Origin of the sequence: Bifidobacterium pseudolongum subsp. pseudolongum DSM 20099, from assembly GCF_000771225.1 — a bacterium.
Taxonomy (GTDB): Bacteria; Actinomycetota; Actinomycetes; order Actinomycetales; family Bifidobacteriaceae; genus Bifidobacterium; species Bifidobacterium pseudolongum.
Genome location: NZ_JDTZ01000011.1, coordinates 39,279 through 61,390, shown reverse-complemented (window position 1 = coordinate 61,390; position 22,112 = coordinate 39,279). Strand labels below are relative to the sequence as shown.

The window sequence follows — 22,112 nt, the reverse complement described above, 5'->3', positions numbered from 1 at the left end:
CGCGGGTTCGAGTCCCGTTGTCCGCTCTCTTCATATTCAAGCGGATTTCCCCACATGCCAAGGAAATCTTTCACGGAGGTCATAGGGTACTTGCGGATCTGAATGCAGTGAATGAATCAGTCGGCCAGACGCGTTGTGCGTGCTGCCGCGTTCATGTGCGTTCGTGTTCATCGAATCCCGGTCTCATTCACTGATTGTTCCTTGCAGTACGCCATATTGGCAAAGGTGGCCACCGTGGCAACGACTCTTGTGGTACGACATCTCTCTTTTTCCCATCCCGGCGCCGCCGAACCGCTGTTCGACGACGTGGATTGCTCCCTGCCCGCAGGTTGGACGGCGCTGCTCGGCGACAACGGCTGCGGCAAGACGACGCTTGCGCGCATCGTCTGCGGTCTGCTGACCCCCACGCGCGGATCAGTCAGTCCCGCCCCGTCCACGTTCGTCAGTGCATACTGCGAACAGGAGTGCACGCGCGAGCCAGCGAATCTCGAGGAGTTCCGCGACGACTGGTCCGCACCGTCGGTCGCGCTGCGCGACACGCTCGGCATCGGTGACGACTGGCCCTACCGGTTCGCCACGCTCTCCGGCGGCGAGCGCAAGCGCCTGCAGGTGGCGTGCGCGCTGTTCGCCAATCCGGACGTGCTGGTGCTCGACGAGCCGACGAACCATGTGGACACGGCCACGCGCGAGGCCATCGCGCACGCGATGCGCGAGTTTAACGGCATTGGCGTGCTTGTGTCGCACGACGTCGAACTCATCGACGCGACATGCGCGCAATGCATCATGTTCGAACGCCGGCATGTACGCGGGCACAACCGCACCGTGCTCGAACGGTATGCGGGCGGGTACACGAAGGCGCAGCAGACACGCGCACTGCGCCGCGCCGAGGTGGCGGACCAGCTCGAAGCCGCACAGCATGCGCAGCAATCCATCGCGCAGGCGCAGGAGCGCCGCCGCGCGATGATGGACGCCGCCACGGCGCGCAAGCATGGCGGATGGAAGATCGACCGGCTCGACCATGACGCGCGCAATACGCATAAGTGGAACGAGAAGCAGGCGGACAAGGCGAGCACCGCCGCATACCGCGCGCTCGGCAGTCGTCTGGAGTCGGCGCAACGTACGGTCGAGTCCATCGCAACGGATGCCAAGCGGTACGACGGCGCGATTGTCGTGGACATCGAACCTTCGGCGCGCAGGGAGCCGGCGCATGTGGACGCCGGTGTGCTACGGTTCGACGGCGGCGCGCCGGCCAGCAGTGAGGACGCCGTGTCCGAACCGGTCGTGGACGGACGGCATTGGCATACACAGGCCATACCAGGCGCACAGACAGGCGGCGCGGGTGCCGGCATACGCGTGCCGCGCCTGAGTGTGGGACCGCGCGACCACATCGGCATCGACGGGGCGAACGGCACCGGCAAATCGACGGTCATCCGCGCGCTGCTCGCATCACTGGACACCGAGTTGCCCGCGCTGGTCATCAATCAGATTCCCGGGGAAGACGAGCAAACGCGTCTGCTGACCCAACTGCAGGGGCTCGGCAATGCGGAACGCCCACGTGTGCTTTCCGCCTATGCGCAGCTCAACGCCGACCCCGACCGGTTGATGGCGGGCGAGCCGCTGAGCCCCGGGCAGGCGCAGAAGCTCGCATTGTGTCTGGGACTGCTACGCAAACCCCAGCTCATTGTGCTCGATGAGCCGACGAACCACCTCGACCTGCACTCCAAGCAGGCGCTGGCGCGTTTTCTGCAGACCTACCCGGGTGCGCTCGTCGTGGTGAGCCACGACCGTTGGTTCCTTGATGAAGCCTGTGGTTGTGCCGTCTGACCCACTGCCGGTAGCATGGCGGGAAAGTGAGACAGGAGGGTCGGAAGATGCCGTTGACGTACCATTACTGTTCGTTGGAGACCGCGTGCGCCATCATCTCGAACGCGTCGCTGCGGTTGTGCGATATCACGAAGTCCAATGATTCCGCGGAGATTACCTATGGATATGCTGCGGCGATGGACAGCCTCAAACGCATTGGCCTGATCAGCGGGTCCGGACCGACCTTGGAATTCGCGGACCATTGGATCGAGCTGCTGCGCCCGGAATACCAGACGATGTTGCGTGAGGCGCTCAGCCGGCATCTGCTGCCACCCAACCGCCTGTGCTATGCGGTGTGCTTGTCCGAGCGCGCAGACCAGCTCAGCCAATGGCGCGCGTACGGCGACGACGGTCGGGGAGTGGCGCTCGGATTCGACCTGTCGACCTTCGCGCAACGGGAGCCATCGTTCACGGTGTGCAGCGACGACGGGCACCCGTTGGAGACGCACATGATGACGCTGTACCGGCCGATCGTCTACGGGCGTGAGCGCAGCGCGGAATGCTTCGACGAGCTCGCCGCGCGTATGGCACGCAATGTGCACGATCTGCGCACGGCGAGCGCGGACACACGGGACGTGGTGCGCGCCCGGCTGCTCGATGCCACTTTGGAATTCATCGCGGCCACCGCGTTCTGCAAGAAGCGGTTCTTCCGCGAAGAGCGCGAATGGAGGCTCGCGATATGGGGGCCGAATGCGAACACCGCCGGTTTCGAGACGCTGCAGGAGGGACTGGCCCACGCGTTGCCTCGACGTTTCCCCGATACGGTGACCCATGCGCGGTTCACCGTGCTGCCGCGCACGGACCGGCTCGTGCCGACGATTGACCTTGGTCTGGATCTGGGGCGCACATTGCGCGCCGTCATGATCGGGCCACGGTGCACGGCGAGCGAACAGGACATCCGGATGCTGCTCGCCTCGGCTGGCGTCGGAGTCGCCGATGTGGCCCATTCACGCGGCACCTACCGGTGAGGCGCAATGCCGTCGCATTCCGGCAATCCGAACGCGACGGCATTGTCTGCGCTGAACCCTAAGTTGTGTACCTGTAATCAGTAGTCCAGGTCTGCACCTTGTACCGCGGACCCAGATAGACAAGGACGATTCCCATGGCACAGAACACCATCTCCCTAACGGTCAACGGCGAAGCGAAGGAGGTGGATGCGAACCAGACGGGCGTCGACCTGTTCGCCGACGACAAGAACATCATCGCCGTGCGTCTCAACGGCGAGCCCCGCGACCTCTACACACCGCTCTCCAACGGTGACGAAGTCGAATCGATCGCGCTCGATTCGCCGGATGGCATCGCGATCATGCGCCACTCCGCGACGCATGTCATGGCGCAGGCCGTGCAGGAGATCCGCCCCGATGCGAAGCTCGGCGTGGGACCTGTGATCGAAAACGGCTTCTACTACGACTTCGACGTGGCCGAGCCGTTCACACCTGAGGATCTGAAGACGATCGAGAAGCACATGCAGCGCATCATCAAGTCCGCGCAGCGCTTCGAACGCCGCGTAGTCACCGAGGACGAGGCGTTGAAGGAAGAGGCGGACCAGCCGTACAAGCTCGAACTGATCAAAGACAAAGAGGACGCGCTCAACACCGAAGCCGCCGTGGAGATCAGCGACAAAGAGCTGAGCATGTACGACAACATCGACCGTGAAGGCAATGTGGTGTGGACCGACCTGTGCCGTGGACCGCACCTGCCGAACACGCGCTTCATCAAGGCGTTCAAGCTCGAACGCGCGGCGGCCGCCTACTGGAAGGGCTCCGAGGCGAACCCGATGCTCCAGCGCATCTACGGCGTGGCGTTCCCCACCAAAGAGGAGCTCAAGGCGTACCAGACGCGCATGGAGGAAGCCGCCAAGCGCGACCACCGCAAGCTCGGCCAGGAGATGGACCTGTTCTCGTTCCCGGAAGAGATCGGACCGGGCCTTGCCGTGTTCCATCCCAAGGGCGCTGCGATCATCAACGCGATGGAGGACTACTCGCGTGAGATGCACCGCAAGCACCACTACAGCTTCGTGCAGACCCCGCACATCACCAAGGGCGGCCTGTATGAGACCTCCGGCCACCTGCAGTGGTACAAGGACGGCATGTACCCGCCGATGCACCTCGACGAGGAGAAGGACGAGCAGGGCAACATCGTCAAGCAGGGCTTCGACTATTACCTCAAGCCGATGAACTGCCCGATGCACAACCTCATCTTCAAGTCTCGCCAGCGTTCGTACCGCGAGCTGCCGCTGCGCCTCTTCGAATTCGGCACCGTCTACCGTTACGAGAAGTCGGGCGTCGTGCACGGCCTGACCCGCGTGCGCGGCTTGACCCAGGACGATTCGCACATCTACTGCACGCGCGAGCAGATGCGCGACGAGCTCAAGAACCTGCTCAACTTCGTGCTCAACCTGCTCAAGGACTACGGCCTGAACGATTTCTACCTCGAGCTGTCCACGAAGGACGAGCACAAGTTCGTCGGATCGGACGAGATCTGGGAAGAGGCGACGAACACCCTCGCCGAAGTGGCCGAGGAATCCGGTCTCGAACTCGTGGCCGATCCGGGTGGCGCAGCATTCTACGGACCGAAGATCTCGGTGCAGGCGCGCGACGCGATCGGGCGTACATGGCAGGTCTCCACGATCCAGCTCGACTTCAACCTGCCGGAGCGCTTCCAGCTCGAATACATCGCGCCGGACGGCACGCACCAGCGCCCAGTGATGATCCACCGCGCACTCTTCGGTTCGATCGAGCGTTTCTTCGCGATCCTGCTCGAGCATTATGCAGGCGCATTCCCGGCGTGGATCGCCCCGGTGCAGGCGCTCGGCGTGCCTGTCGCGGACGAATTCGCCCCGCATCTGCAGCGGTTCATGGAATCGCTTGAAGAGGACATGGTGCGTGTGGAGACCGACCTGTCCGACGACCGGTTTGGTAAGAAGATCCGCAACGCCTCCAAGTCGAAGGTGCCGTTCATCATCATCGTGGGCGAAGAGGATATGAACAACAACGCTGTCAGCTTCCGTTTCCGTGACGGCAGCCAGCTCAACGGCGTGCCGGTGGATCAGGCCAAGGAGTGGATTCTCGAGACGATCGCCAAGCGTGTGCAGGTCAACACCGCCAACGATTTCAAGGCGGCCACCGGCCAGCCGGTCGACAACGTTGAGTTCAACGTGTCCGACACCGACGCCGAGTGATATTCGAGGGGCCGCGAATGGGGCTTATGCATCCCCTGTTCGCGGCCCCTCGCCCTCGTTCGGGGCAGGGGTGGCCGCATGCCGTCCATGCCCATAGGGCATTATGTTCACACATCCACAGATTGACACCGGGAATACAATATGCTGGAAAAGCTTCGACCATGGTTCAAGCGAATCATCAACCCCATCGCGAAGGGTATGGTGAAGATTGGCCTGACGGCCAACGCCGTCACGGTGATCGGCGCCGTCGGCACCACAATTGTCGGCATCGCGACCGGCATCACCGGGTGGCTGTTCTGGGGGGCGTTCGTCCTGACGCTGCTCGTCATCTTCGATTCCCTGGATGGTTCGGTTGCGCAATTGACGAACGGCGGAACACATTTCGGTGCATTCCTCGATTCCACACTCGACCGTGTCGCGGACTGGGCAGTGCTCCTAGGTGTCATCATCTATTTCTTCATGCGCAACAACACGGCGCTGCTGGCAGACCAACGGTATGACGTCACCGCACTCGTCGGCATGGGTACCGCCATCTACGCGATCATGACATCGTTTGTCACGTCATATATCCGTGCACGCGCCGAATCCGTCGGCGCCGAAGCGAAAGGCGGCATCGCCACACGCTCGGACAGACTGACGGTCATCCTCGTCGGCATGGCCATCAGTGGCCTGACCCATCAGGACTTCTGGCTCATGGCCACGATGTGCATCCTCGCCGTGCTCGGCACCATCACGATCTTCCAGCGCATCCACGAGGCCCGTACGTCGATCGAGGCCACACTGGACGCTCCGGCTGAGGACTGACCGATGGCCAATATGATGGCGTGGCTTGCTAACCATCCGCGGGTGTTGCCCGAGCGGCTGATCCGCGGGGCGTTCCTTGCCGCGGCGGACATCGCATGGCTGTTGCGTGTGGGGTCGGTGCGCCAGCTTGAACGCAATCTGAGCCATGTGCTCGCATGGTCCGCCTCCCAGCCGGAAGCCGCCGGAGTACAACCGGCCCCTGTGGACGCCAAGGCGCTACGGCGGATGTCACACCGCGGCATGCGATCCTATTTCACCTATTTTTCGGAGGCCCTCACCGTCGGGGCGAGGAGCGAGCGCCAGCTCAAAGCCCGCATCCGTGGCACAGGTTCCGGACTGCAGTCGCTCATCGCGCTCACCGCACCGGGGCAGGGGGACCGGTCGGCGCCGATCGCGATGGGCCATCAGGGCAATTGGGATTACGACGGGTTCTGGGCACGGTATGCGGTGGCACCTGTGACTACTGTGGCCGAACGTTTGTCCGATGCACGCATGCTTGAGGTTTTTGTGTCGATTCGTGAGCGCCTCGGCATGCGCATCCTGCTGACCGGAACGCCCCATCTGACCGAACGGCTTGAGAACGAGCTCGCCAATCCCCATGTGGTCGTGCCATTGCTCGCCGACCGGGATTTGAGCAGGCACGGCGAATTCGTCAAGGCCTTCGGCTCGACGATCCGTGTGGCCCGTGGGCCGGCGACCCTTGCGTACGATACGGGCTTGCCGTTGTATGTGGCCAACACCTACCGTGAACGGCTCACCGGCCACGACAGAAAAGCCGCGGGCACCCCGTATGGGTATGTCTGCGAGATCAGTGGTCCGTTGGACATCGACCGGTACCGTTGCCTTGACCGTGAGGAGGCGATCCACGCTATCAGCCAAGCGTGGGTCGACGTGTGGGCGAAGGGCATTGCCGCGCACCCCGAGGATTGGCATATGCTGCAACCGATTTTTCTTGAGGACCTCGACCTGTCGCGGCTCAAGGACGTGCCGGAACAGATAGCCGCGCTGCGTGCGTACGACCAGTGATGGCCGTGAAGTCCATTCGGTCGGCCACAATGCTCTATATGTCTTCGCAGGAACCATCACTCAGCCATGTGCAGGCAGACAGGCGCCCGCTGCGCGTCGGCATCGTCTGCCCCTACTCGTTCGAGACACCCGGTGGCGTGCAGAACCATATTAGGGATTTCTCCGAGGCGCTCATACGCCGCGGACATTCCGTCTCGGTGTTCGCGCCAGGGCGGCGCACGAAGGACATGCCGCTGTGGGTGCAGACAAACGGTTCGTCGTTCGCCATCCCCTATAACGGCTCGTGGGCGCATCTGAGCTATTTCCTCGCCGCTGGACTGCAGACAAGGCGGTGGGTGCGGCAGGGGCAGTTCGACATCGTGCACCTGCACGAACCGGAGGCGCCGTCAGTCAGCCATAAGCCGCTCGTCATGCATGACGCGCCACCCATGGTCGCCACCTTCCATGCGAGCATCGAACCGTATCCGCGGGCTCTGCACATCTTCGAACGGTACCTGCGGTCGTATCTCACGCCGTTGAGCCGTGCGATCTTCGTCTCTCCGTCCGCAGGCCGCACCGCAGACCATTATCTGCCCGAAGACATCGGCAGAACCGTCATCCCCAACGGTATCGACCGTTCCGCGTATCTGCGGGCCACGCCCAACGCGCAATGGCAGGGCAGTGCGCAGCATCCCACAATCGGGTTCCTGGGGCGTCTGGAGGAGGACCGAAAAGGCTTCCCGGTGTTCGTCGACGCGGCGCGTGAGGTGTTGCGCCACTACCCGGGCGCACGGTTCCTGGTGGTCGGCGACGGCAGCAAAGACGCCGAGAAAACCATCCTCGAGCACGAAGGCGGCGAAGAACTCCTCAGGCATTTCGAATTCCTGGGGCGTGTGGATGACGACGACAAGGCCCGGTTCTACAAGTCGCTCGACGTCTATGTGGCCCCGCAGACCGGCGGTGAGAGCTTCGGCATCGTGCTCGCCGAAGCGATGGCAGCAGGCTGCGCCATCGTCGCCTCCGATCTGCCGGCCTTCGTCGATGTGACCGAACAGGGGCAGGACGCCGCACTGTTCGCCAACAAGGACGGGCACGATTGCGCTGCGCGCATATGCGAGCTGCTCGCCGACGAGCAGCGGCGCGATCGGCTCGCCAAAGCCGGACTCAAGCGGTCCAAGGACTTCGACTGGGAGACCGTCGTAGACGAGGTGCTGGCCGTGTACCGGCAGGCCTTGTCGTAGAACCGCCTTAGAATCAACTCGATTACCGTATGTCCATCAATCCACTACCCATCTAGGAGCAATATGTCAGGGCATTCCAAGTGGGCGACCACCAAGCACAAGAAGGCAGCGATCGACGCCAAGCGCGGCAAGCTGTTCGCCAAGCTCATCAAGAACATCGAGATCGCGGCCCGTCAGGGTGGCGGCGACCCGGATGGCAATCCGGCGCTGTATGACGCCATCTACAAGGCGAAGAAGAACTCGATGCCGGCCGACAACATCAAGCGTGCCGTCAAGCGCGGCTCGGGCGAGGAAGCCGGCGGTGCCAACTACGAGGAGATCGTGTATGAGGGCTACGCGCCGGCCGGCGTGGGTCTGATCATCGAATGCCTCACCGACAACCGCAACCGTGCGGCCGCGGATGTGCGTTCCACGCTCGGCAAGGGCGGCGGTTCGCTCGCCACAACCGGTTCGGTGAGCTTCAACTTCGAGCGCAAGGGCGCCATCGAGGTCCCGGCCGAAGGCGTGGATTTCGACGACCTGTTCGAGAAGGCCGCCGAAGCGGGCGCCGAGGACGTGACCGACGACGGCGAGACTTACACGGTGCTCACCGACCCGTCCGACCTGATCGCGGTGCGCCAGGCCCTGCAGGACGCCGGCATCGACTATGATTCGGCCGAGATCGTGATGAACCCGAAGAACGAAGTCGAGCTCACCCTCGACGATGCCCGCAAGGTCGCCAAGCTCATCGATAACCTCGACGATCTCGACGACGTGCAGAACATCTACAGCAACTGGACCGCCTCCGACGAGGTCATGGCCCAGCTTGACGAGGAGTAACCGCTCCTGTGATCATCCTAGGCGTTGACCCCGGGCTCACTCGGTGCGGGGTCGGCGTGATCGAAGCCGGCGCCAACCGCCGGCTTTCGTTTATGCACGTCGACGTGGTGCGTTCCGACCCGCACATCTCACAGGACCTGCGGTTGCTGACGATCTACAACGGACTGGCGGCCAAACTCGACGAGTTCATCCCAGACGCCGTGTCGATCGAACGCGTGTTCGCACAAGAGAACCGCAACACCGTGCTGGGCACCGCGCAGGCGGCGGGCATGGCCATGCTCGCCGCCGCGCAACGCGGCATCCCCGTCGCCCTGCACACGCCGACCGAATCGAAACTAGCCATCACCGGCAACGGCAAGGCCGAGAAGATCCAGATGGAACGCATGGTGGCGCGCCTGCTCAACCTCAACACGCTGCCCACACCCGCCGACGCCGCGGATGCATTGGCGATCGCCATCTGCCATGCGTTGCGTCCGCAAGGCGCGCTGCAGGGCGGTGAGCGTGAACAGCACCTGACGCCCGCGCAACGCCAATGGGCGCAGGCCGCGCAGCATGCCACACGGGGCAGGGGAGTCCGCAGAGGCATGTAAACTGCCGAACATATGTTCGAATACCGTCCTAGGAGGTCCCGTGATCGGTCAGCTCACCGGCACCGTGGCCGCCGTCGACTCGACAACCGCGGTCGTCGACGTCAACGGCATCGGCTTCGCGGTGCGCATGCCCAACGCCGACCTGGCCACATTGCACATCGGCAACACCGCAGTGGTCCACACCGAGATGATGGTCTCACAGGACGCGATCACACTGTACGGATTCCTGTCCATGGAGTCCAAGCGCATGTTCCTGCAATTGCTCAAAGTCAATGGGATCGGCCCCAAGGTGGCACTCTCGCTGCTCTCCACGCTGCCGTCACACCAATTGGCCCAGGCGATCCACGACGAGGATGCCACGGCACTGGCCAAGGCGCCAGGCCTGGGCAAAAAAGGCGCGCAGAAGATCATCCTTGAACTCAAAGGGTCAATAGACTTTGCCGCCGTGGCTCCCGCGGAACCCACATCCACGCTCAAGGCGCCGGATGACGTGGGGATGCACCAGGTGCTCGAAGGGCTCATGTCATTGGGGTGGCGCCGACAGGATGCGCAGGCCGCGATCGACGAGGTGATGGGCGACCATGACTTCGCCACGCCACTTGACACACAGGATGTACCACAGGTGCTGCGGCTGGCCTTGGCCGCACTTGACACGGGGAGGTGAACGGCATGTACGACGACACCGCACAAGGCGGCATGGACAATCAGGGAGCCAATGAGGAATCGCTGCGCATGGTCTCCGCCAACGCCATCGGCAACGAGCCTGTGAGCGACGAAGAGCTGCGTCCACACATCCTCGACGGATTCATCGGGCAGCCACGGCTCAAGGCGCAGCTCCAGCTGTTCCTCGATGCCGCCCGCAAACGCGAAGTGCCGCCGGACCACATTCTTCTTGCCGGGCCTCCCGGATTAGGCAAGACCACCCTCGCGATGATCGTGGCCAATGAATTGGGTGTGCCGATCCGTGTGACATCCGGCCCCGCCATCCAGCACGCAGGTGACCTCGCGTCGATTCTCAGCTCGCTCGACGCAGGGGAGGTGCTCTTCATCGACGAGATCCACCGCCTGCCCCGCGCGGCGGAGGAACTGCTGTACATCGCGATGGAGGACTTCCGTGTGGACGTCATGGTGGGCAAAGGACCGGGCGCCTCATCGATTCCCCTGACGCTGCCACGGTTCACCGTCATTGGCGCCACCACGCGCGAAGGCATGCTGCCTTCGCCGTTGCGCGCGCGCTTCGGGTTCACCGCGCATCTGGATTTCTACCCCGACGACGAACTCGAAAAACTCATCGAACGGTCCGCGGCGGTCCTGTCACTGCCGTTGGCGCCCGGATCGTCGGCGCAACTCGCACGCCGTTCACGCGGCACACCACGCATCGCGAACAGGCTGCTACGCCGCGTGCGCGACTGGGCGGTGGTGCATGACCTGCCCCAAGTGGAGCCCGACGACGTCAAAGAGGCACTGGCACTGTACCAGATCGACACTGAAGGACTTGACCGCCTCGACATGGCGGTGCTCAATGCGCTCATCCGCAACTTCAACGGTGGACCCGTGGGGCTCAACAACCTTTCGGCCATGGTCGGGGAGGAGGCGGAGACTGTGGAGACGGTCTGCGAGCCGTATCTGGTGCGCGAAGGCTTCATGATGCGTACACCAAAGGGCCGTGTGGCCACTGCGCGCGCATGGGAGCACCTTGGTCTTGTGCCGGCCGACGACGCCGCAGGCGATGTCAGCAAGCTATTCTAGACTGAACCTTCCGTAAGGCCATCGGTTTACCCCATCCCCACGTTCAAGGAGCCCACCCATGCCAATGGAATATCTTTTCCTCATCATCCTGCTCGTCTTCATGATCGGCATGATGTTCTTCCAGACCCGCAAGGCCAAGCAGCAGCAGGAGGAACGCAAGAATTTCTGGAGCAACCTGGCACCGGGCACCGAAATCGTGACAATCGGCGGGCTGATTGGCAAGGTCGTCGAAGTCGACGAGCAGTACGAAGAGATCGTGATCGACAGCGAAGGCACCCTGCTGCGCTTCACGTTCCGTGCGATCAACCGCGAGTATGTGCGCCCCGCCTATGTGAGCGACGACGATGTGGACGAGAACGGCAACCCCATCGACCACAACGCCGACCAACAGGGCGAGCCCGAGCAGATCGAGACCACCGTCGAAGAGACCGTCACCGAAACGGATGACGACGACCAGGCTCCCATGCCGAAGCAGTGAACCGAGCGGGAACCACAATCATCATGACCCATTCGGACATCACCCTTGCCGCATCTGCAACGCTTGACGCCGCGGATGTGGACTATCTCACCTCACTGATTCGTTCGGTCCCTGATTTTCCCAAGCAGGGCATCATGTTCCGCGATTTCATGCCGGTGTTCGCCGATGCCCGGGGACTGCGCATCCTACTGGACGCATTGAACGCCAACCTTCCGGTCGACATCGATGACTTCGACGCCATCGCGGGCCTTGAAGCGCGCGGGTTCCTCTTCGGGCCGGCCATGGCCGCCGAACTGGGCAAAGGTTTCATCGCCGTGCGCAAGGCCGGCAAGCTGCCACCTCCCACATGCACGGAAAGCTACAGCCTTGAATACGGTGAAGCCTCGATTGAGATCGAGCGCGAGGCGATTACGCCGGGCGAACGCATCCTCATCGTCGACGACCTGATCGCCACCGGCGGTTCCGCGTCGGCTGCCCGCGATTTGGTCATTCAATGCGGCGGCACGGTCGCTGGTTTTAGTTTTGTCATGGAGCTGCGCGGCCTTCAAGGCCGGCAGGCGCTGGGCGATTACCCGACGAGCTCGCTGTTGGCGATGCCCGCCTGAGTCCAGTCTCCATAACCGTCCACTACCAAGAGGGATTCATGGATCTTTACGAATACCAGGCCAGGGACCTGCTGGAAGAGCAGGGAATCGAAACCCCGAAGGCCATTTTCGTACGCAACATACAGGATGTGGCCCAAGCCGCGGAGACCATCGGATTCCCCGTGGTCATCAAAGCACAGGTCAAGATCGGTCACCGCGGTCAGGCTGGCGGCGTCAAGATCGCGCACAACCGTGATGAAGCGGTCCAGGCGGCACAGCAAATCCTGCCCATGACGATTCACGGCCACAAGGTGAGCGGTGTGCTTGTGGCGGAGGCCAAGAACATCCTCCATGAGTATTATGTATCAATCTCCGTGGACCGCACATCCCGCGATTTCGATGTGCTCGCCACCGCGAACGGCGGCACCGAGGTCGAGGAGATCGCCCGTGAACACCCCGAATCGGTCAAGCGCCTGCATATCAGCGCCCTTGACGATTTCGACCTCGATGCGGCGATGGAGATGGCCCGCAGCATCGGGTTCTACCATGCCGATGAGGCGCAGGCCGCGCAGATCCTGCTGCGTATGTGGGAATGCTTCAAGCACAACGACGCCACGCTCGTGGAGATCAATCCGCTCGCCAAGGTCGGCGACCCGGACGACGAGGCGAGCAAGCACCTGTGTGCGCTTGATGCGAAGGTCTCGCTCGACGGCAACGCAGCCTTCCGCCATGGCGGCTGGGCGCAGTTCGATGACGCGGACGAGGCCGACCCTTATGAGCGCAGGGCTCAGGAGCACGGGTTGCACTATGTGCATCTCAACGGCCAGGTTGGTGTGATCGGCAACGGCGCCGGCCTTGTCATGAGCTCGCTCGATGCGGTCTCGTTCGCCGGCCAGAAACAGGGGACCGGCGTGCAACCGGCCAACTTCCTCGACATCGGTGGTGGCGCCTCGGCGCAGACGATGTGCGCAAGCCTCGAGATCGTGCTGTCCGACCCGCAGGTGCATGCCGTGCTGATCAACGTGTACGGCGGCATCACCTCGTGCGAACAGGTGGCACTCGGCATTCTCGAAGCCATCGACGAACTCAACGTGACCAAGCCGCTCGTGGTCCGTTTCGATGGCAACGCGGCCGCGGAAGGCCTGCGCATCCTCGCGCAGGCGCAACGGCCGAACATCCATGTGGAACAGACGATGGAGCTCGCGGCGGCCGAAGCGGCACGCCTTGCGGCTAACGGCGGGGAGGAGACCAAATGACTGTCTTCATCGAGGACGACGCACCGGTCATCGTACAGGGCATGACCGGGCATCAGGGTATGACACATACCGCGCGCATGCTCAAGGCCGGCACCAACATCGTAGGCGGTGTCAATCCACGCAAGGCCGGCACCACCGTGCCATTCACGATGGAAGACGGCACGGTGCGCGACATTCCGGTGTTCGCCACATGCCAAGAGGCGAAGGCCGCCACCGGTGCGGTGGCCAGCGTGGTGTTCGTGCCGCCGAAATTCGCCAAGGGCGCGGTCGTCGAGGCCGTCGAGGCCGGATTCGACGTCGTTGTCGTCATCACCGAAGGCATTCCCGTCGCGGATAGCGCCTATTTCGTGGAACTCGCCCTGCGCAACGGCGTGCGCATCGTCGGCCCGAATTGCCCGGGGCTGATGACCCTCGCCTCGTCCAGCGAATCGCATGGCGTCAATCTGGGCATCATCCCCGACGGCATCGTGTCGCGAGGCCCATTGGGACTCGTGTCCAAGTCCGGCACGTTGACCTACCAGCTCATGGGCGAACTCTCCGACATCGGGTTCACCGCATGCCTTGGCGCCGGCGGCGACCCGATTGTCGGCACCACATTGCAGGAGGCCCTTGCCGCTTTCGAGGCCGATCCGGACACGAAGGCCGTCATGATGATCGGCGAAATCGGCGGCAGCGCCGAACAGGACGCCGCGCAATGGGCGCATGAGCATATGACCAAGCCAGTCGTGGCGTACATCGCAGGGTTCACCGCCCCCGAAGGCAAGCAGATGGGCCATGCCGGCGCCATCGTGTCCGGAGGCAAGGGCACAGCCCAGGACAAGCAGGAGGCGCTTGAAGCGGTGGGCATCAAGGTCGGGCGTACACCCGCACAGGCGGCCGCCTTCATGCGCGAGGTACTCGCTTCGCTGTAATGGAGAAACGTCTGGTTCCATGGATCAAAGGCATCGCCGCCGCAGTGGCGGCGATGCTCATCTATGCCGTGCCATTGGGGTTGATGACGGCACTCGTGTTGCTCGTGGCGGCCATGGAGGAAGGCAGCAATGTGCTGTCGGCACAGACCGTGCCATTATCCAAGGCGGTCATCCTGCTCAGCGAGGGTGTCGGCTTCCAAGGCGGCTCCATCGTGATGGGCGTGACCCCATTACTGCTCACGATCCTGTTGATTGCGTTGATTCGCACGGTCTGTACCAAGACCAGCACCGATCCGCGGGCGTTCGTCTCGGGCGCCGTGGTCTGGCTGCTCCTGCAGCACGTGCTGATGAGCGGATTGCATGTTCGCCTCGAGGACAGCACCGGCGTAGTGATGGGCAAAGCCCTGCTTATCTATACGCTGGGCTACCTGCTCGCGGCGGTTCCCCATATGCCGTTGCTTGGTGTGACGAAGAACTACATCCGCCGGTACGTGTCGGCACCGGTACGCCATTCCATCCGTGTCGGCGTGCGCACGGCGCTGATTCTGCTTGCCGGTGTGGCGCTTGTCGGTCTGGGGACCGTCATCGTGTGGATAACGCTCGGCCACCATCAGATGTCCGCTTGGTTCGATGCGCTCCATATGCAGACCGGTTCGCGCGTGCTCATGTGCGTCATCGGTCTGGCATGGCTTCCCAATGTCTGCCTGTGGGCCATCTCATGGCTGTTCGGCGCCGGATTCTCCATCGGTGAGGCGGCCAACTACACCCTGTGGTCGTCCACGACGCAGGACCTGCCGCCACTGCCGTTGTTCGCGTTGTTCCCGCAAGCGATCGACCACGATGCACTGCGCACGGCCGTCATGCTCATCCCACTGGGTTTGGGCATTGCAGTGGGGCTGTCCATGTTGTTCGCGCGCAGCGGCTTCCATATCCGCCTCAAGCAGGATTCGCTTGACATGCGCAGCCTGCTCATGGATTTTGCATACCCTGCTGGCGCGTTCTGCATCAGCGCCGCGGTGCTGTCGATCGTCAACGCGATCGTGTTCCCCCTGGCCAACGGTTCGCTGGGATCGCACCGCCTCGCCCATGTGGGCGTGGACGTGCGCCAGGCCACCAACGCGGTGGCGCGTCCATGCTCCATCGGTCTGTTCATCGCGTGGGGCGCGGTGCTCGTCATCATCGCCGTCGTGTTCACCGTACGTTGGGGTATGGCACGGCACGCGGCCGATTCCCATTCCTCCTCAGCCAAGCCCCTTGGCGAGGACCAAGTAACAGAGAAGCCGGAGTCCACCCATCGCGTGGTGAACTCAACACCACAGAAGGAGAAGCAAGGTGACGACGAACCGACCGCTACGACGGGCCTTGGTGTCCGTATACCATAAGGAAGGCATTGAAGTCCTCGCCCAGGCGTTCATTCAGGCCGGAACAGAAGTGGTCTCCACCGGTTCCACCGCGGCCAAGCTCAAGGAGCTGGGCGTGCAGGTGACGGAAGTCTCGCAGGTCACGGGCTTCCCGGAATGCCTTGATGGCAGAGTCAAGACGCTCGATCCTCATATCCACGCCGGCATCCTCGCCGACATGACGAATCCGGACCACGCCCAGCAGCTCGAATCGTTCGGCATCAAGCCGTTCGACCTGGTCGTGGTGAATCTCTACCCATTCGCCGACACCGTGCGTTCAGGCGCGGACAACGCGGCCATCATCGAGAAGATCGATATCGGCGGCCCCTCCATGGTGCGCGGCGCCGCCAAGAACAGTGCTACCGTGGCCATTGTGACCGACCCGGCCGATTACGCGCTCGTCGCGGGCCGTATCGCCGACGGCACCGGATTCTCGCTTGACGAACGCCGTTGGCTCGCTGGCAAGGCCTTCGCCCACACCGCGGCCTATGACGCCACAATCAACGAGTGGACGAGCGCGCACTGGCCCAAGCCGGCTTCAATCGAAGACAACAGCGAGGGCGCCGACGCCATGGAAGATGCCAAGCTCAAGCAGTTCCCGCAGACCTACACGCGGTCGTGGGACCGTGCGCATGTGCTGCGGTACGGCGAGAACCCGCATCAGGACGCCGCGCTGTACCTCGACCCGCTCAATACACGCGGGTTCGCGAACGCGGAGCAGCTGGGCGGTAAGCCGATGAGCTACAACAACTACGTCGATGCCGACGCCGCATGGCGCGCCGTGTGGGATTTCGCCCCGCAGATCGCCGTCGCCGTGGTCAAGCACAACAACCCGTGCGGTCTTGCAGTGGCCGCGACGGCCGCCGAAGCGCACCGCAAGGCGCATGCGTGCGACCCGATGAGCGCCTATGGCGGTGTGATCGCCACCAACAGCACCGTGACGCTCGACATGGCACAGAGCGTGCGCCCCATCTTCACCGAAGTGATCGTGGCGCCCGACTATGAGCCCGAGGCGTTGGCCCTGCTGCAGGAGAAAAAGAAGAACCTGCGCATCCTCAAGGTGGCCGAGCCGCCGAAGTCCAAGCTCCAGTTCCGCCAGATCGACGGTGGCCTGCTGGTGCAGAGCACCGACCTGATCGACGCCACCGGTGACATGCCGGATGCTTGGAAGCTCGTCGCCGGTGAAGCCGCCGACGAACAGACCCTCAAGGAACTCGAGTTCGCATGGCGCGCTGTGCGGTGCGTGAAGTCCAACGCAATCCTCATCGCCGATGACATGGCCACCGTCGGCATCGGCATGGGCCAAGTCAACCGCGTGGACTCCGCGAACCTCGCCGTCGAACGCGCCAACACGCTCGATGAGGGGCGCAACCGCACGCAGGGCGCCGTAGCCGCGTCCGACGCATTCTTCCCGTTCGCAGATGGTGCGCAGATCCTCATCGACGCCGGTGTCAAGGCCATTGTGCAGCCCGGCGGTTCGATCCGTGACGAAGAGGTGTTCGAGGCAGCACGCAAGGCCAATGTGACCATGTACGTCACGGGCACGCGCCACTTCTTCCACTGATACCCAATAATTCAATCCATCCAGTCGCTGAAAGGTCGTGGACGGCATGAACCGCCATCATCCATTCGTTTCGGAACGCCATGAGGGCAAACCGTGGTTTGAATGGTGCGTATGCGTGTGCGTCATTGTCTCCACGGCCTTGGCGGCGTTCGGATACACGATGGCCGCCACGGTTGTTCTTGCCGTGGCGGCCATCGGTTCCGGAGTGCTGCGCCTCGTATTGCGAGAACGCAGCCCTTGGAAGATTCGCTCGGTGCCGTTCGACGCCTGTTGCGGCATCGGATTCGGCGTGGCGCTACTGGCGCTCTACTTGAGCATCCTCCTGCTCAATCACTGAGTAATCGGCATCGGCCTGGGTGCCCGTGAGCGCCGTCGTGGCCACTTCGTCCTCAACGGAGGGGATGTCGGCGTCATTCGCGGCCTGATCTTCGAGCATGGCAGCTTCAGCCACGTCATCGGCACCATCCGTGCCGGCCGAGCGGTTCGACAGCAGTTGCGCCACGATCATCACGAGGGCCACGAGGGCAGCGGCGAGGATCGAGCTGACCCAGAAGACCCACAGCTGCGAGAGCGGGTTGACTGTCAGATTCTTGTTGGAGGCGAACACGGCAATGCCGGTCGGACGCAGCGGGTTCACGGCAGCGCCGGTGACCGGGTATGCCATGGCGGTCGCCGCGGCATAGGCCAGGCCCATGATCAGCGTATGCTGGCGGGTGGGGGCGCCGTCGCGCTTCATCGACTGCATGGCGGCGGCCACGACGATGATCGACGCAATGAGTTCGATGACGATGGCCATGGCCACGCTGTAGGTGAGGCCCATCTGCGTCAGCGTCGCGTACAGCGAGGAGCCCTCATCGTAGCCATTGACCACAAGTGTGAGCCACTGGCTCACCGGCACCGACTCAGAGGACGGCAGCAGGAACAGGAACAGTGCACCGGCCGCGATGGCGCCCAGCAGCTGCGCGATGATGTACAGCACGCCATCGAGCACGCGGGTCTTCGAAGTGAGCATGGCGGCCACGGTGATGGCCGGGTTGAATTGTGCGCCAGAGACCTTGGCGAAGATGGCGGTCATGGCCGCGTACACCACACCAGTGCCCAACGCGATGTAGGCGAGGTTCACATTGTAGAACGCGGAACCGAACGAACACATGATGTAAATGGAGAAGCAGATCAGCAGGCTTCCCGCGAATTCCGCGCACATGCGCGACCAGATGCTGTGTTGGCGCCGGGTGGGCGCGAGCGTTTCGTTGTCAACAGCAGTCATATCTTTCCTTTATCCTTGTATGGCGTCATCGGGCCGGGCCCGTGACGCGACTGCCCGTTTTCGGCAGTCACGCTGTACAATACTAGCCAGTGCCCTTGCCAGCCACAAAGCGGTTTTCGCGGGGGTGCACGGATACTGAAACGGCCACGTTGGGAGAACGATGCCACACGCATATAGTCAAGCAAAGAAAACCCGCAACACCGAGCACGAAGGCATACGTTTGCAAAAACTGCTCGCCCAAGCGGGGTATGGGTCACGCCGCAAGTGCGAAGAGATGATCACCGACGGTCGCGTCGAAATCGACGGCGAGCTGATCACCGAATTGGGCACCCGGGTCGACCCCCATACACAACAGGTGCGCGTGGATGGTTCCCGCGTGCGCCTCAACCCCAACCACGTCACCCTCGCACTCAACAAGCCGCGCAAGGTGCTCAGCGCCATGGAAGACCCGAAGGGCCGCTATACGCTGCGCGACATCGTGGGTGACAAATACGAGCGTATTTTCCACATGGGGCGCCTCGACTACGATTCCGAGGGCCTGATTCTCATGACGAATGACGGCGAACTGAGCCAGCATGTGATGCACCCGAAGTATGAGGTGGAAAAGACGTACATCGCCACACTCGAAGGCCATATGAGCGGCAATGTGTGCCGTCGCCTCGTGCGCACCGGCGTGCAGCTCGACGACGGCTGGATCAAGCTCGACCACTGCTCGATCATCGATTCGAACCGAGAGAACACCATCGTCAAAGTGACGCTGCATTCGGGCAAGAACCGCATCGTGCGCCGCATCTTCGGTGCGATCGGCTTCCCGGTGCGCCGCTTGGTGCGCACGCAGATCGGCCCGATCAAGCTCGGCGACCTCAAGCCGGGTTCGTACCGTGTGCTGTCGCAGACCGAAGTCCGTTCACTGTCCAAGGAGGTCGGACTGTGATTCGCGTAGCCATGGACGGCCCCGCCGGGGTCGGCAAATCATCCACTGCCAAGGCGCTGGCGAAGTATTTCGATTTCGCATACCTCGATACGGGCGCCATGTACCGCGCGGCGACGTGGTGGTGCCTGCATCAGGGCGTCGACCTTGACACCACACCGGTGGACGAGCGGCTCGTGACCGAAACAGTGGCCGCCCTGTTCACCGAGGGGCATTTCGACATCAGCGTCGATCCTGACAGCCCGGATGATGCCCGTGTGTTCTGCAACAACGAGAACATCAGCGGCGCCATCCGTTCCAGCGAGATCAGCGCGCATGTCTCGGTCGTGTCTTCGGTGATTCCCGTGCGCCATGTGCTCATTGCCGCACAGCGCGCGTATATCGCCGAGGAGTCGACGGAACTGGGCTTTTCCGAAGGCCGTGGCATCGTTGTCGAAGGACGTGACATCACCGATGTGGTGGCGCCGAACGCCGAGGTGCGCATCCTGCTAACGGCGCGCGACGACGTGCGTCAGGCACGCCGCGCGCATCAGGCAAGCAACGGTGCGGCCGGTGCCGAAAACGTCGCCGCGCGCGATGCCGCGGATTCCAAGGTCACCAATTTCACGGTCGCCGAGGACGGCGTGACGACGATCGACAATTCCGATCTGACGTTCGAGCAGACGCTCGACATCATGATCGGACTCGTCGACGACGCCATCGAAGAACAAGAATACGCCGAATACGCGTCCAATCTCGAGGGATACGAACTCGACGAAGGCGACGAAGCGCTCATTGATGGCTCGGCGTTCATCTCCGGAGAGAACACCGAGCGCAAGAAGGAAGTCGGGGTGCTCGCCATTGTGGGTCGCCCGAATGTGGGCAAGTCCACGCTCGTCAACCGTGTGCTCGGCAGGCGCGCCGCCGTCGTCGAGGACACTCCCGGCGTGACACGCGACCGCGTGAGCTACGACGCCGAGTGGGCCGGCACCGACTTCAAACTGGTGGATACGGGCGGCTGGGAGGCCGACGTCGAGGGAATCGAATCCGCGATCGCGTCTCAGGCGCAGATCGCCGTGGAACTCGCCGACGCCGTGGTATTCGTTGTGGACGGCCAAGTGGGCCTGACCACGACCGACGAGCGCATCGTGCGCATGCTGCGTGCCGCCGGCAAGCCGGTCATTGTGGCTGTGAACAAGGTCGACGACCAGGTAAGCGAATACATGGCGGCCGAATTCTGGAAACTCGGCCTTGGCGAACCGTACCCCATTTCCGCGATGCACGGCAGGGGAGTGGGTGACCTACTCGACGCCGCCATGGATGCGCTGAAAAGCGCGGAACGAACGTCCGGGTTCCTCACGCCGTCGCATCTGCGCCGTGTGGCCCTTGTCGGCCGCCCAAATGTGGGCAAGTCGTCGTTGCTGAACCAACTGGCGCATGAGCAGCGTTCCGTGGTGAACGACTTGGCGGGCACCACACGTGACCCCGTGGATGAGATCGTGGACATCGACGGCACCGATTACCTGTTCATTGACACCGCCGGCATCAAGCGCCGCCAACACAAGCTGTCGGGTGCCGAGTACTATTCGTCGTTGCGCACTCAGGCGGCAATCGAGCGCGCGGAGCTCGCGTTGGTGCTGTTCGACGCCTCACAGCCCATCTCCGATCAGGACCTCAAAGTGATGAGTTCGGCCGTGGACGCCGGGCGTGCAGTGGTGCTCGTGTTCAACAAGTGGGATCTCATGGACGAGTTTGACAGGCAGCGCATGGAGCGTCTGTGGAAGACGGAATTCGACCGTGTGACCTGGGCCCAACGCGTCAACCTCTCCGCAAAGACCGGATGGCACACGAACCGTCTGTCCCGTGCGATGACACAGGCGCTTGAGTCTTGGGACAAACGCATCCCGACAGGCAAGCTCAACGCGTTCCTAGGCAAGATCCAGGCGGCGCACCCGCACCCGTTGCGTGGCGGCAAGCAACCGCGTATCCTGTTCGCGACACAGGCCTCGAGCCGTCCTCCGCGCTTTGTCATCTTCGCGACCGGCTTTTTGGAACACGGCTACCGCCGCTTCCTGGAGCGCGCGTTGCGTGAAGAGTTCGGTTTTGAGGGGTCCCCCATCCAGATCTCCGTCAATATTCGAGAGAAGAAACGCCGCAAGTGACCTGAACCGCGGTGGACGCACCCCTACCATGCATTGGTAGGGGTGCGTCCACCGCGCATACATACAAGTGGTCCCCGGGACATCGATGACATCCCGGGGACCGTGTGGTCGGACCAGCGGGATTTGAACCCGCGACCCCTTGACCCCCAGTCAAGTGCGCTACCAAACTGCGCTATGGTCCGAACAGTGCTGCAAGCACCAAGAGAACAATATAGCATATGATTGGACACAACACGCCAATTGGCTGTCCGCGAATATCGAACATCGTATAGCACCGCCTCAGGTGCATACGGAATCATTCAGCTTTTCGCTGCATCAGCACATCCGG

The 22,112-nt window shown here is 62.8% G+C and carries 20 protein-coding genes and 1 tRNA gene; 19 read left to right on the top strand and 2 right to left on the bottom strand.

The genetic code is table 11. From position 1 onward, the window contains the following. Positions 1 to 234: 234 nt before the first annotated feature. The 17 genes from OU02_RS07345 (at position 235) to OU02_RS08610 (ending at position 17,782) form a co-directional block, all read left to right on the top strand. Positions 235 to 1,824, top strand: coding sequence for an ATP-binding cassette domain-containing protein (locus OU02_RS07345; protein WP_033489635.1), 1,590 nt, complete (start codon positions 235 to 237; stop codon positions 1,822 to 1,824). A 47-nt stretch (positions 1,825 to 1,871) separates the two neighbouring features. After that, positions 1,872 to 2,831: a DUF2971 domain-containing protein gene (locus OU02_RS07340; RefSeq protein ID WP_033489634.1), complete on the top strand. Its 960-nt coding sequence runs from the start codon at positions 1,872 to 1,874 to the stop codon at positions 2,829 to 2,831. A gap of 134 nt (positions 2,832 to 2,965) precedes the next feature. Further along, on the top strand, positions 2,966 to 5,044 hold the full coding sequence (gene thrS, locus OU02_RS07335; protein WP_033489633.1) for a threonine--tRNA ligase: 2,079 nt from the start codon (positions 2,966 to 2,968) through the stop codon (positions 5,042 to 5,044). Positions 5,045 to 5,185: 141 nt separating this feature from the next. Continuing rightward, positions 5,186 to 5,848, top strand: a complete 663-nt coding sequence (gene pgsA / locus OU02_RS07330) for a phosphatidylinositol phosphate synthase (protein WP_033489632.1) — start codon at positions 5,186 to 5,188, stop codon at positions 5,846 to 5,848. 3 nt (positions 5,849 to 5,851) lie between these two features. Continuing rightward, positions 5,852 to 6,874 carry a phosphatidylinositol mannoside acyltransferase gene (locus OU02_RS07325; protein WP_033489631.1) on the top strand — a complete coding sequence of 341 codons (1,023 nt, stop codon included), beginning with the start codon at positions 5,852 to 5,854 and terminating at the stop codon, positions 6,872 to 6,874. A gap of 38 nt (positions 6,875 to 6,912) precedes the next feature. Then, on the top strand, positions 6,913 to 8,094 hold the full coding sequence (locus OU02_RS07320; protein WP_238551886.1) for a glycosyltransferase family 4 protein: 1,182 nt from the start codon (positions 6,913 to 6,915) through the stop codon (positions 8,092 to 8,094). A gap of 63 nt (positions 8,095 to 8,157) precedes the next feature. After that, entirely contained in the window at positions 8,158 to 8,913 is a 756-nt protein-coding gene (locus OU02_RS07315) for a YebC/PmpR family DNA-binding transcriptional regulator (protein ID WP_026643055.1), read from the top strand. Between the two features lie 8 nt (positions 8,914 to 8,921). Then, complete coding sequence (gene ruvC, locus OU02_RS07310) at positions 8,922 to 9,503, top strand: crossover junction endodeoxyribonuclease RuvC (RefSeq protein ID WP_026643053.1); 582 nt, start codon at positions 8,922 to 8,924, stop codon at positions 9,501 to 9,503. Between the two features lie 40 nt (positions 9,504 to 9,543). Continuing rightward, positions 9,544 to 10,167, top strand: coding sequence for a Holliday junction branch migration protein RuvA (ruvA, locus tag OU02_RS07305; protein WP_033489630.1), 624 nt, complete (start codon positions 9,544 to 9,546; stop codon positions 10,165 to 10,167). Between the two features lie 5 nt (positions 10,168 to 10,172). Then, positions 10,173 to 11,252, top strand: a complete 1,080-nt coding sequence (gene ruvB, locus OU02_RS07300) for a Holliday junction branch migration DNA helicase RuvB (protein ID WP_033489629.1) — start codon at positions 10,173 to 10,175, stop codon at positions 11,250 to 11,252. Positions 11,253 to 11,316: 64 nt separating this feature from the next. Continuing rightward, positions 11,317 to 11,730, top strand: coding sequence for a preprotein translocase subunit YajC (yajC, locus tag OU02_RS07295; RefSeq protein WP_026643050.1), 414 nt, complete (start codon positions 11,317 to 11,319; stop codon positions 11,728 to 11,730). A gap of 23 nt (positions 11,731 to 11,753) precedes the next feature. Then, entirely contained in the window at positions 11,754 to 12,335 is a 582-nt protein-coding gene (locus OU02_RS07290; protein WP_033489628.1) for an adenine phosphoribosyltransferase, read from the top strand. A gap of 38 nt (positions 12,336 to 12,373) precedes the next feature. Further along, complete coding sequence (gene sucC / locus OU02_RS07285) at positions 12,374 to 13,570, top strand: ADP-forming succinate--CoA ligase subunit beta (RefSeq protein WP_033489627.1); 1,197 nt, start codon at positions 12,374 to 12,376, stop codon at positions 13,568 to 13,570. Continuing rightward, the gene (gene sucD, locus OU02_RS07280) at positions 13,567 to 14,481 is read left to right on the top strand and encodes a succinate--CoA ligase subunit alpha (RefSeq protein WP_022857497.1); all 915 of its coding nucleotides are present in this window, start codon (positions 13,567 to 13,569) and stop codon (positions 14,479 to 14,481) included. Before sucC ends, sucD begins: the two co-directional genes overlap by 4 nt. Then, positions 14,481 to 15,863: a cell division protein PerM gene (locus tag OU02_RS07275; protein ID WP_033489626.1), complete on the top strand. Its 1,383-nt coding sequence runs from the start codon at positions 14,481 to 14,483 to the stop codon at positions 15,861 to 15,863. Before sucD ends, OU02_RS07275 begins: the two co-directional genes overlap by 1 nt. After that, a complete protein-coding gene (gene purH / locus OU02_RS07270) occupies positions 15,814 to 17,445 on the top strand; it encodes a bifunctional phosphoribosylaminoimidazolecarboxamide formyltransferase/IMP cyclohydrolase (RefSeq protein ID WP_026643046.1) in 1,632 nt (543 codons plus the stop codon). The genes OU02_RS07275 and purH overlap by 50 nt, the downstream gene beginning before the upstream one ends. A gap of 46 nt (positions 17,446 to 17,491) precedes the next feature. After that, positions 17,492 to 17,782: a DUF3017 domain-containing protein gene (locus OU02_RS08610; protein ID WP_080720464.1), complete on the top strand. Its 291-nt coding sequence runs from the start codon at positions 17,492 to 17,494 to the stop codon at positions 17,780 to 17,782. Here OU02_RS08610 and OU02_RS07265 read toward each other — a convergent pair. Continuing rightward, on the bottom strand, positions 17,741 to 18,712 hold the full coding sequence (locus tag OU02_RS07265; RefSeq protein WP_033489625.1) for an MIP/aquaporin family protein: 972 nt from the start codon (positions 18,710 to 18,712) through the stop codon (positions 17,741 to 17,743). The genes OU02_RS08610 and OU02_RS07265 overlap by 42 nt on opposite strands. A gap of 160 nt (positions 18,713 to 18,872) precedes the next feature. On the opposite strand from OU02_RS07265, the gene OU02_RS07260 reads away from it, so the two are divergent. Together OU02_RS07260 and der are read left to right on the top strand one after the other, a co-directional pair. Continuing rightward, positions 18,873 to 19,646, top strand: coding sequence for a pseudouridine synthase (locus OU02_RS07260; RefSeq protein WP_033489624.1), 774 nt, complete (start codon positions 18,873 to 18,875; stop codon positions 19,644 to 19,646). After that, positions 19,643 to 21,784, top strand: a complete 2,142-nt coding sequence (gene der, locus OU02_RS07255) for a bifunctional cytidylate kinase/GTPase Der (RefSeq protein ID WP_033489623.1) — start codon at positions 19,643 to 19,645, stop codon at positions 21,782 to 21,784. Before OU02_RS07260 ends, der begins: the two co-directional genes overlap by 4 nt. Positions 21,785 to 21,889: 105 nt before the next feature. Here the strand turns inward: der and OU02_RS07250 are convergent. Next, positions 21,890 to 21,966: transfer RNA gene (locus tag OU02_RS07250), tRNA-Pro, on the bottom strand. Positions 21,967 to 22,112 lie beyond the last annotated feature (146 nt).

Coding starts and splice junctions, on each gene's coding strand:
- OU02_RS07260 (WP_033489624.1), top strand. CDS start 18,873: ATGCCACACGCATATAGTCAAGCAAAGAAAACCCGCAACACCGAGCAC.
- ruvB (WP_033489629.1), top strand. CDS start 10,173: ATGTACGACGACACCGCACAAGGCGGCATGGACAATCAGGGAGCCAAT.
- sucD (WP_022857497.1), top strand. CDS start 13,567: ATGACTGTCTTCATCGAGGACGACGCACCGGTCATCGTACAGGGCATG.
- sucC (WP_033489627.1), top strand. CDS start 12,374: ATGGATCTTTACGAATACCAGGCCAGGGACCTGCTGGAAGAGCAGGGA.
- OU02_RS07275 (WP_033489626.1), top strand. CDS start 14,481: ATGGAGAAACGTCTGGTTCCATGGATCAAAGGCATCGCCGCCGCAGTG.
- yajC (WP_026643050.1), top strand. CDS start 11,317: ATGGAATATCTTTTCCTCATCATCCTGCTCGTCTTCATGATCGGCATG.
- OU02_RS07265 (WP_033489625.1), bottom strand. CDS start 18,712: ATGACTGCTGTTGACAACGAAACGCTCGCGCCCACCCGGCGCCAACAC.
- OU02_RS07320 (WP_238551886.1), top strand. CDS start 6,913: ATGTCTTCGCAGGAACCATCACTCAGCCATGTGCAGGCAGACAGGCGC.
- OU02_RS07340 (WP_033489634.1), top strand. CDS start 1,872: ATGCCGTTGACGTACCATTACTGTTCGTTGGAGACCGCGTGCGCCATC.
- OU02_RS07325 (WP_033489631.1), top strand. CDS start 5,852: ATGGCCAATATGATGGCGTGGCTTGCTAACCATCCGCGGGTGTTGCCC.
- OU02_RS08610 (WP_080720464.1), top strand. CDS start 17,492: ATGAACCGCCATCATCCATTCGTTTCGGAACGCCATGAGGGCAAACCG.
- thrS (WP_033489633.1), top strand. CDS start 2,966: ATGGCACAGAACACCATCTCCCTAACGGTCAACGGCGAAGCGAAGGAG.
- OU02_RS07315 (WP_026643055.1), top strand. CDS start 8,158: ATGTCAGGGCATTCCAAGTGGGCGACCACCAAGCACAAGAAGGCAGCG.
- OU02_RS07290 (WP_033489628.1), top strand. CDS start 11,754: ATGACCCATTCGGACATCACCCTTGCCGCATCTGCAACGCTTGACGCC.
- pgsA (WP_033489632.1), top strand. CDS start 5,186: ATGCTGGAAAAGCTTCGACCATGGTTCAAGCGAATCATCAACCCCATC.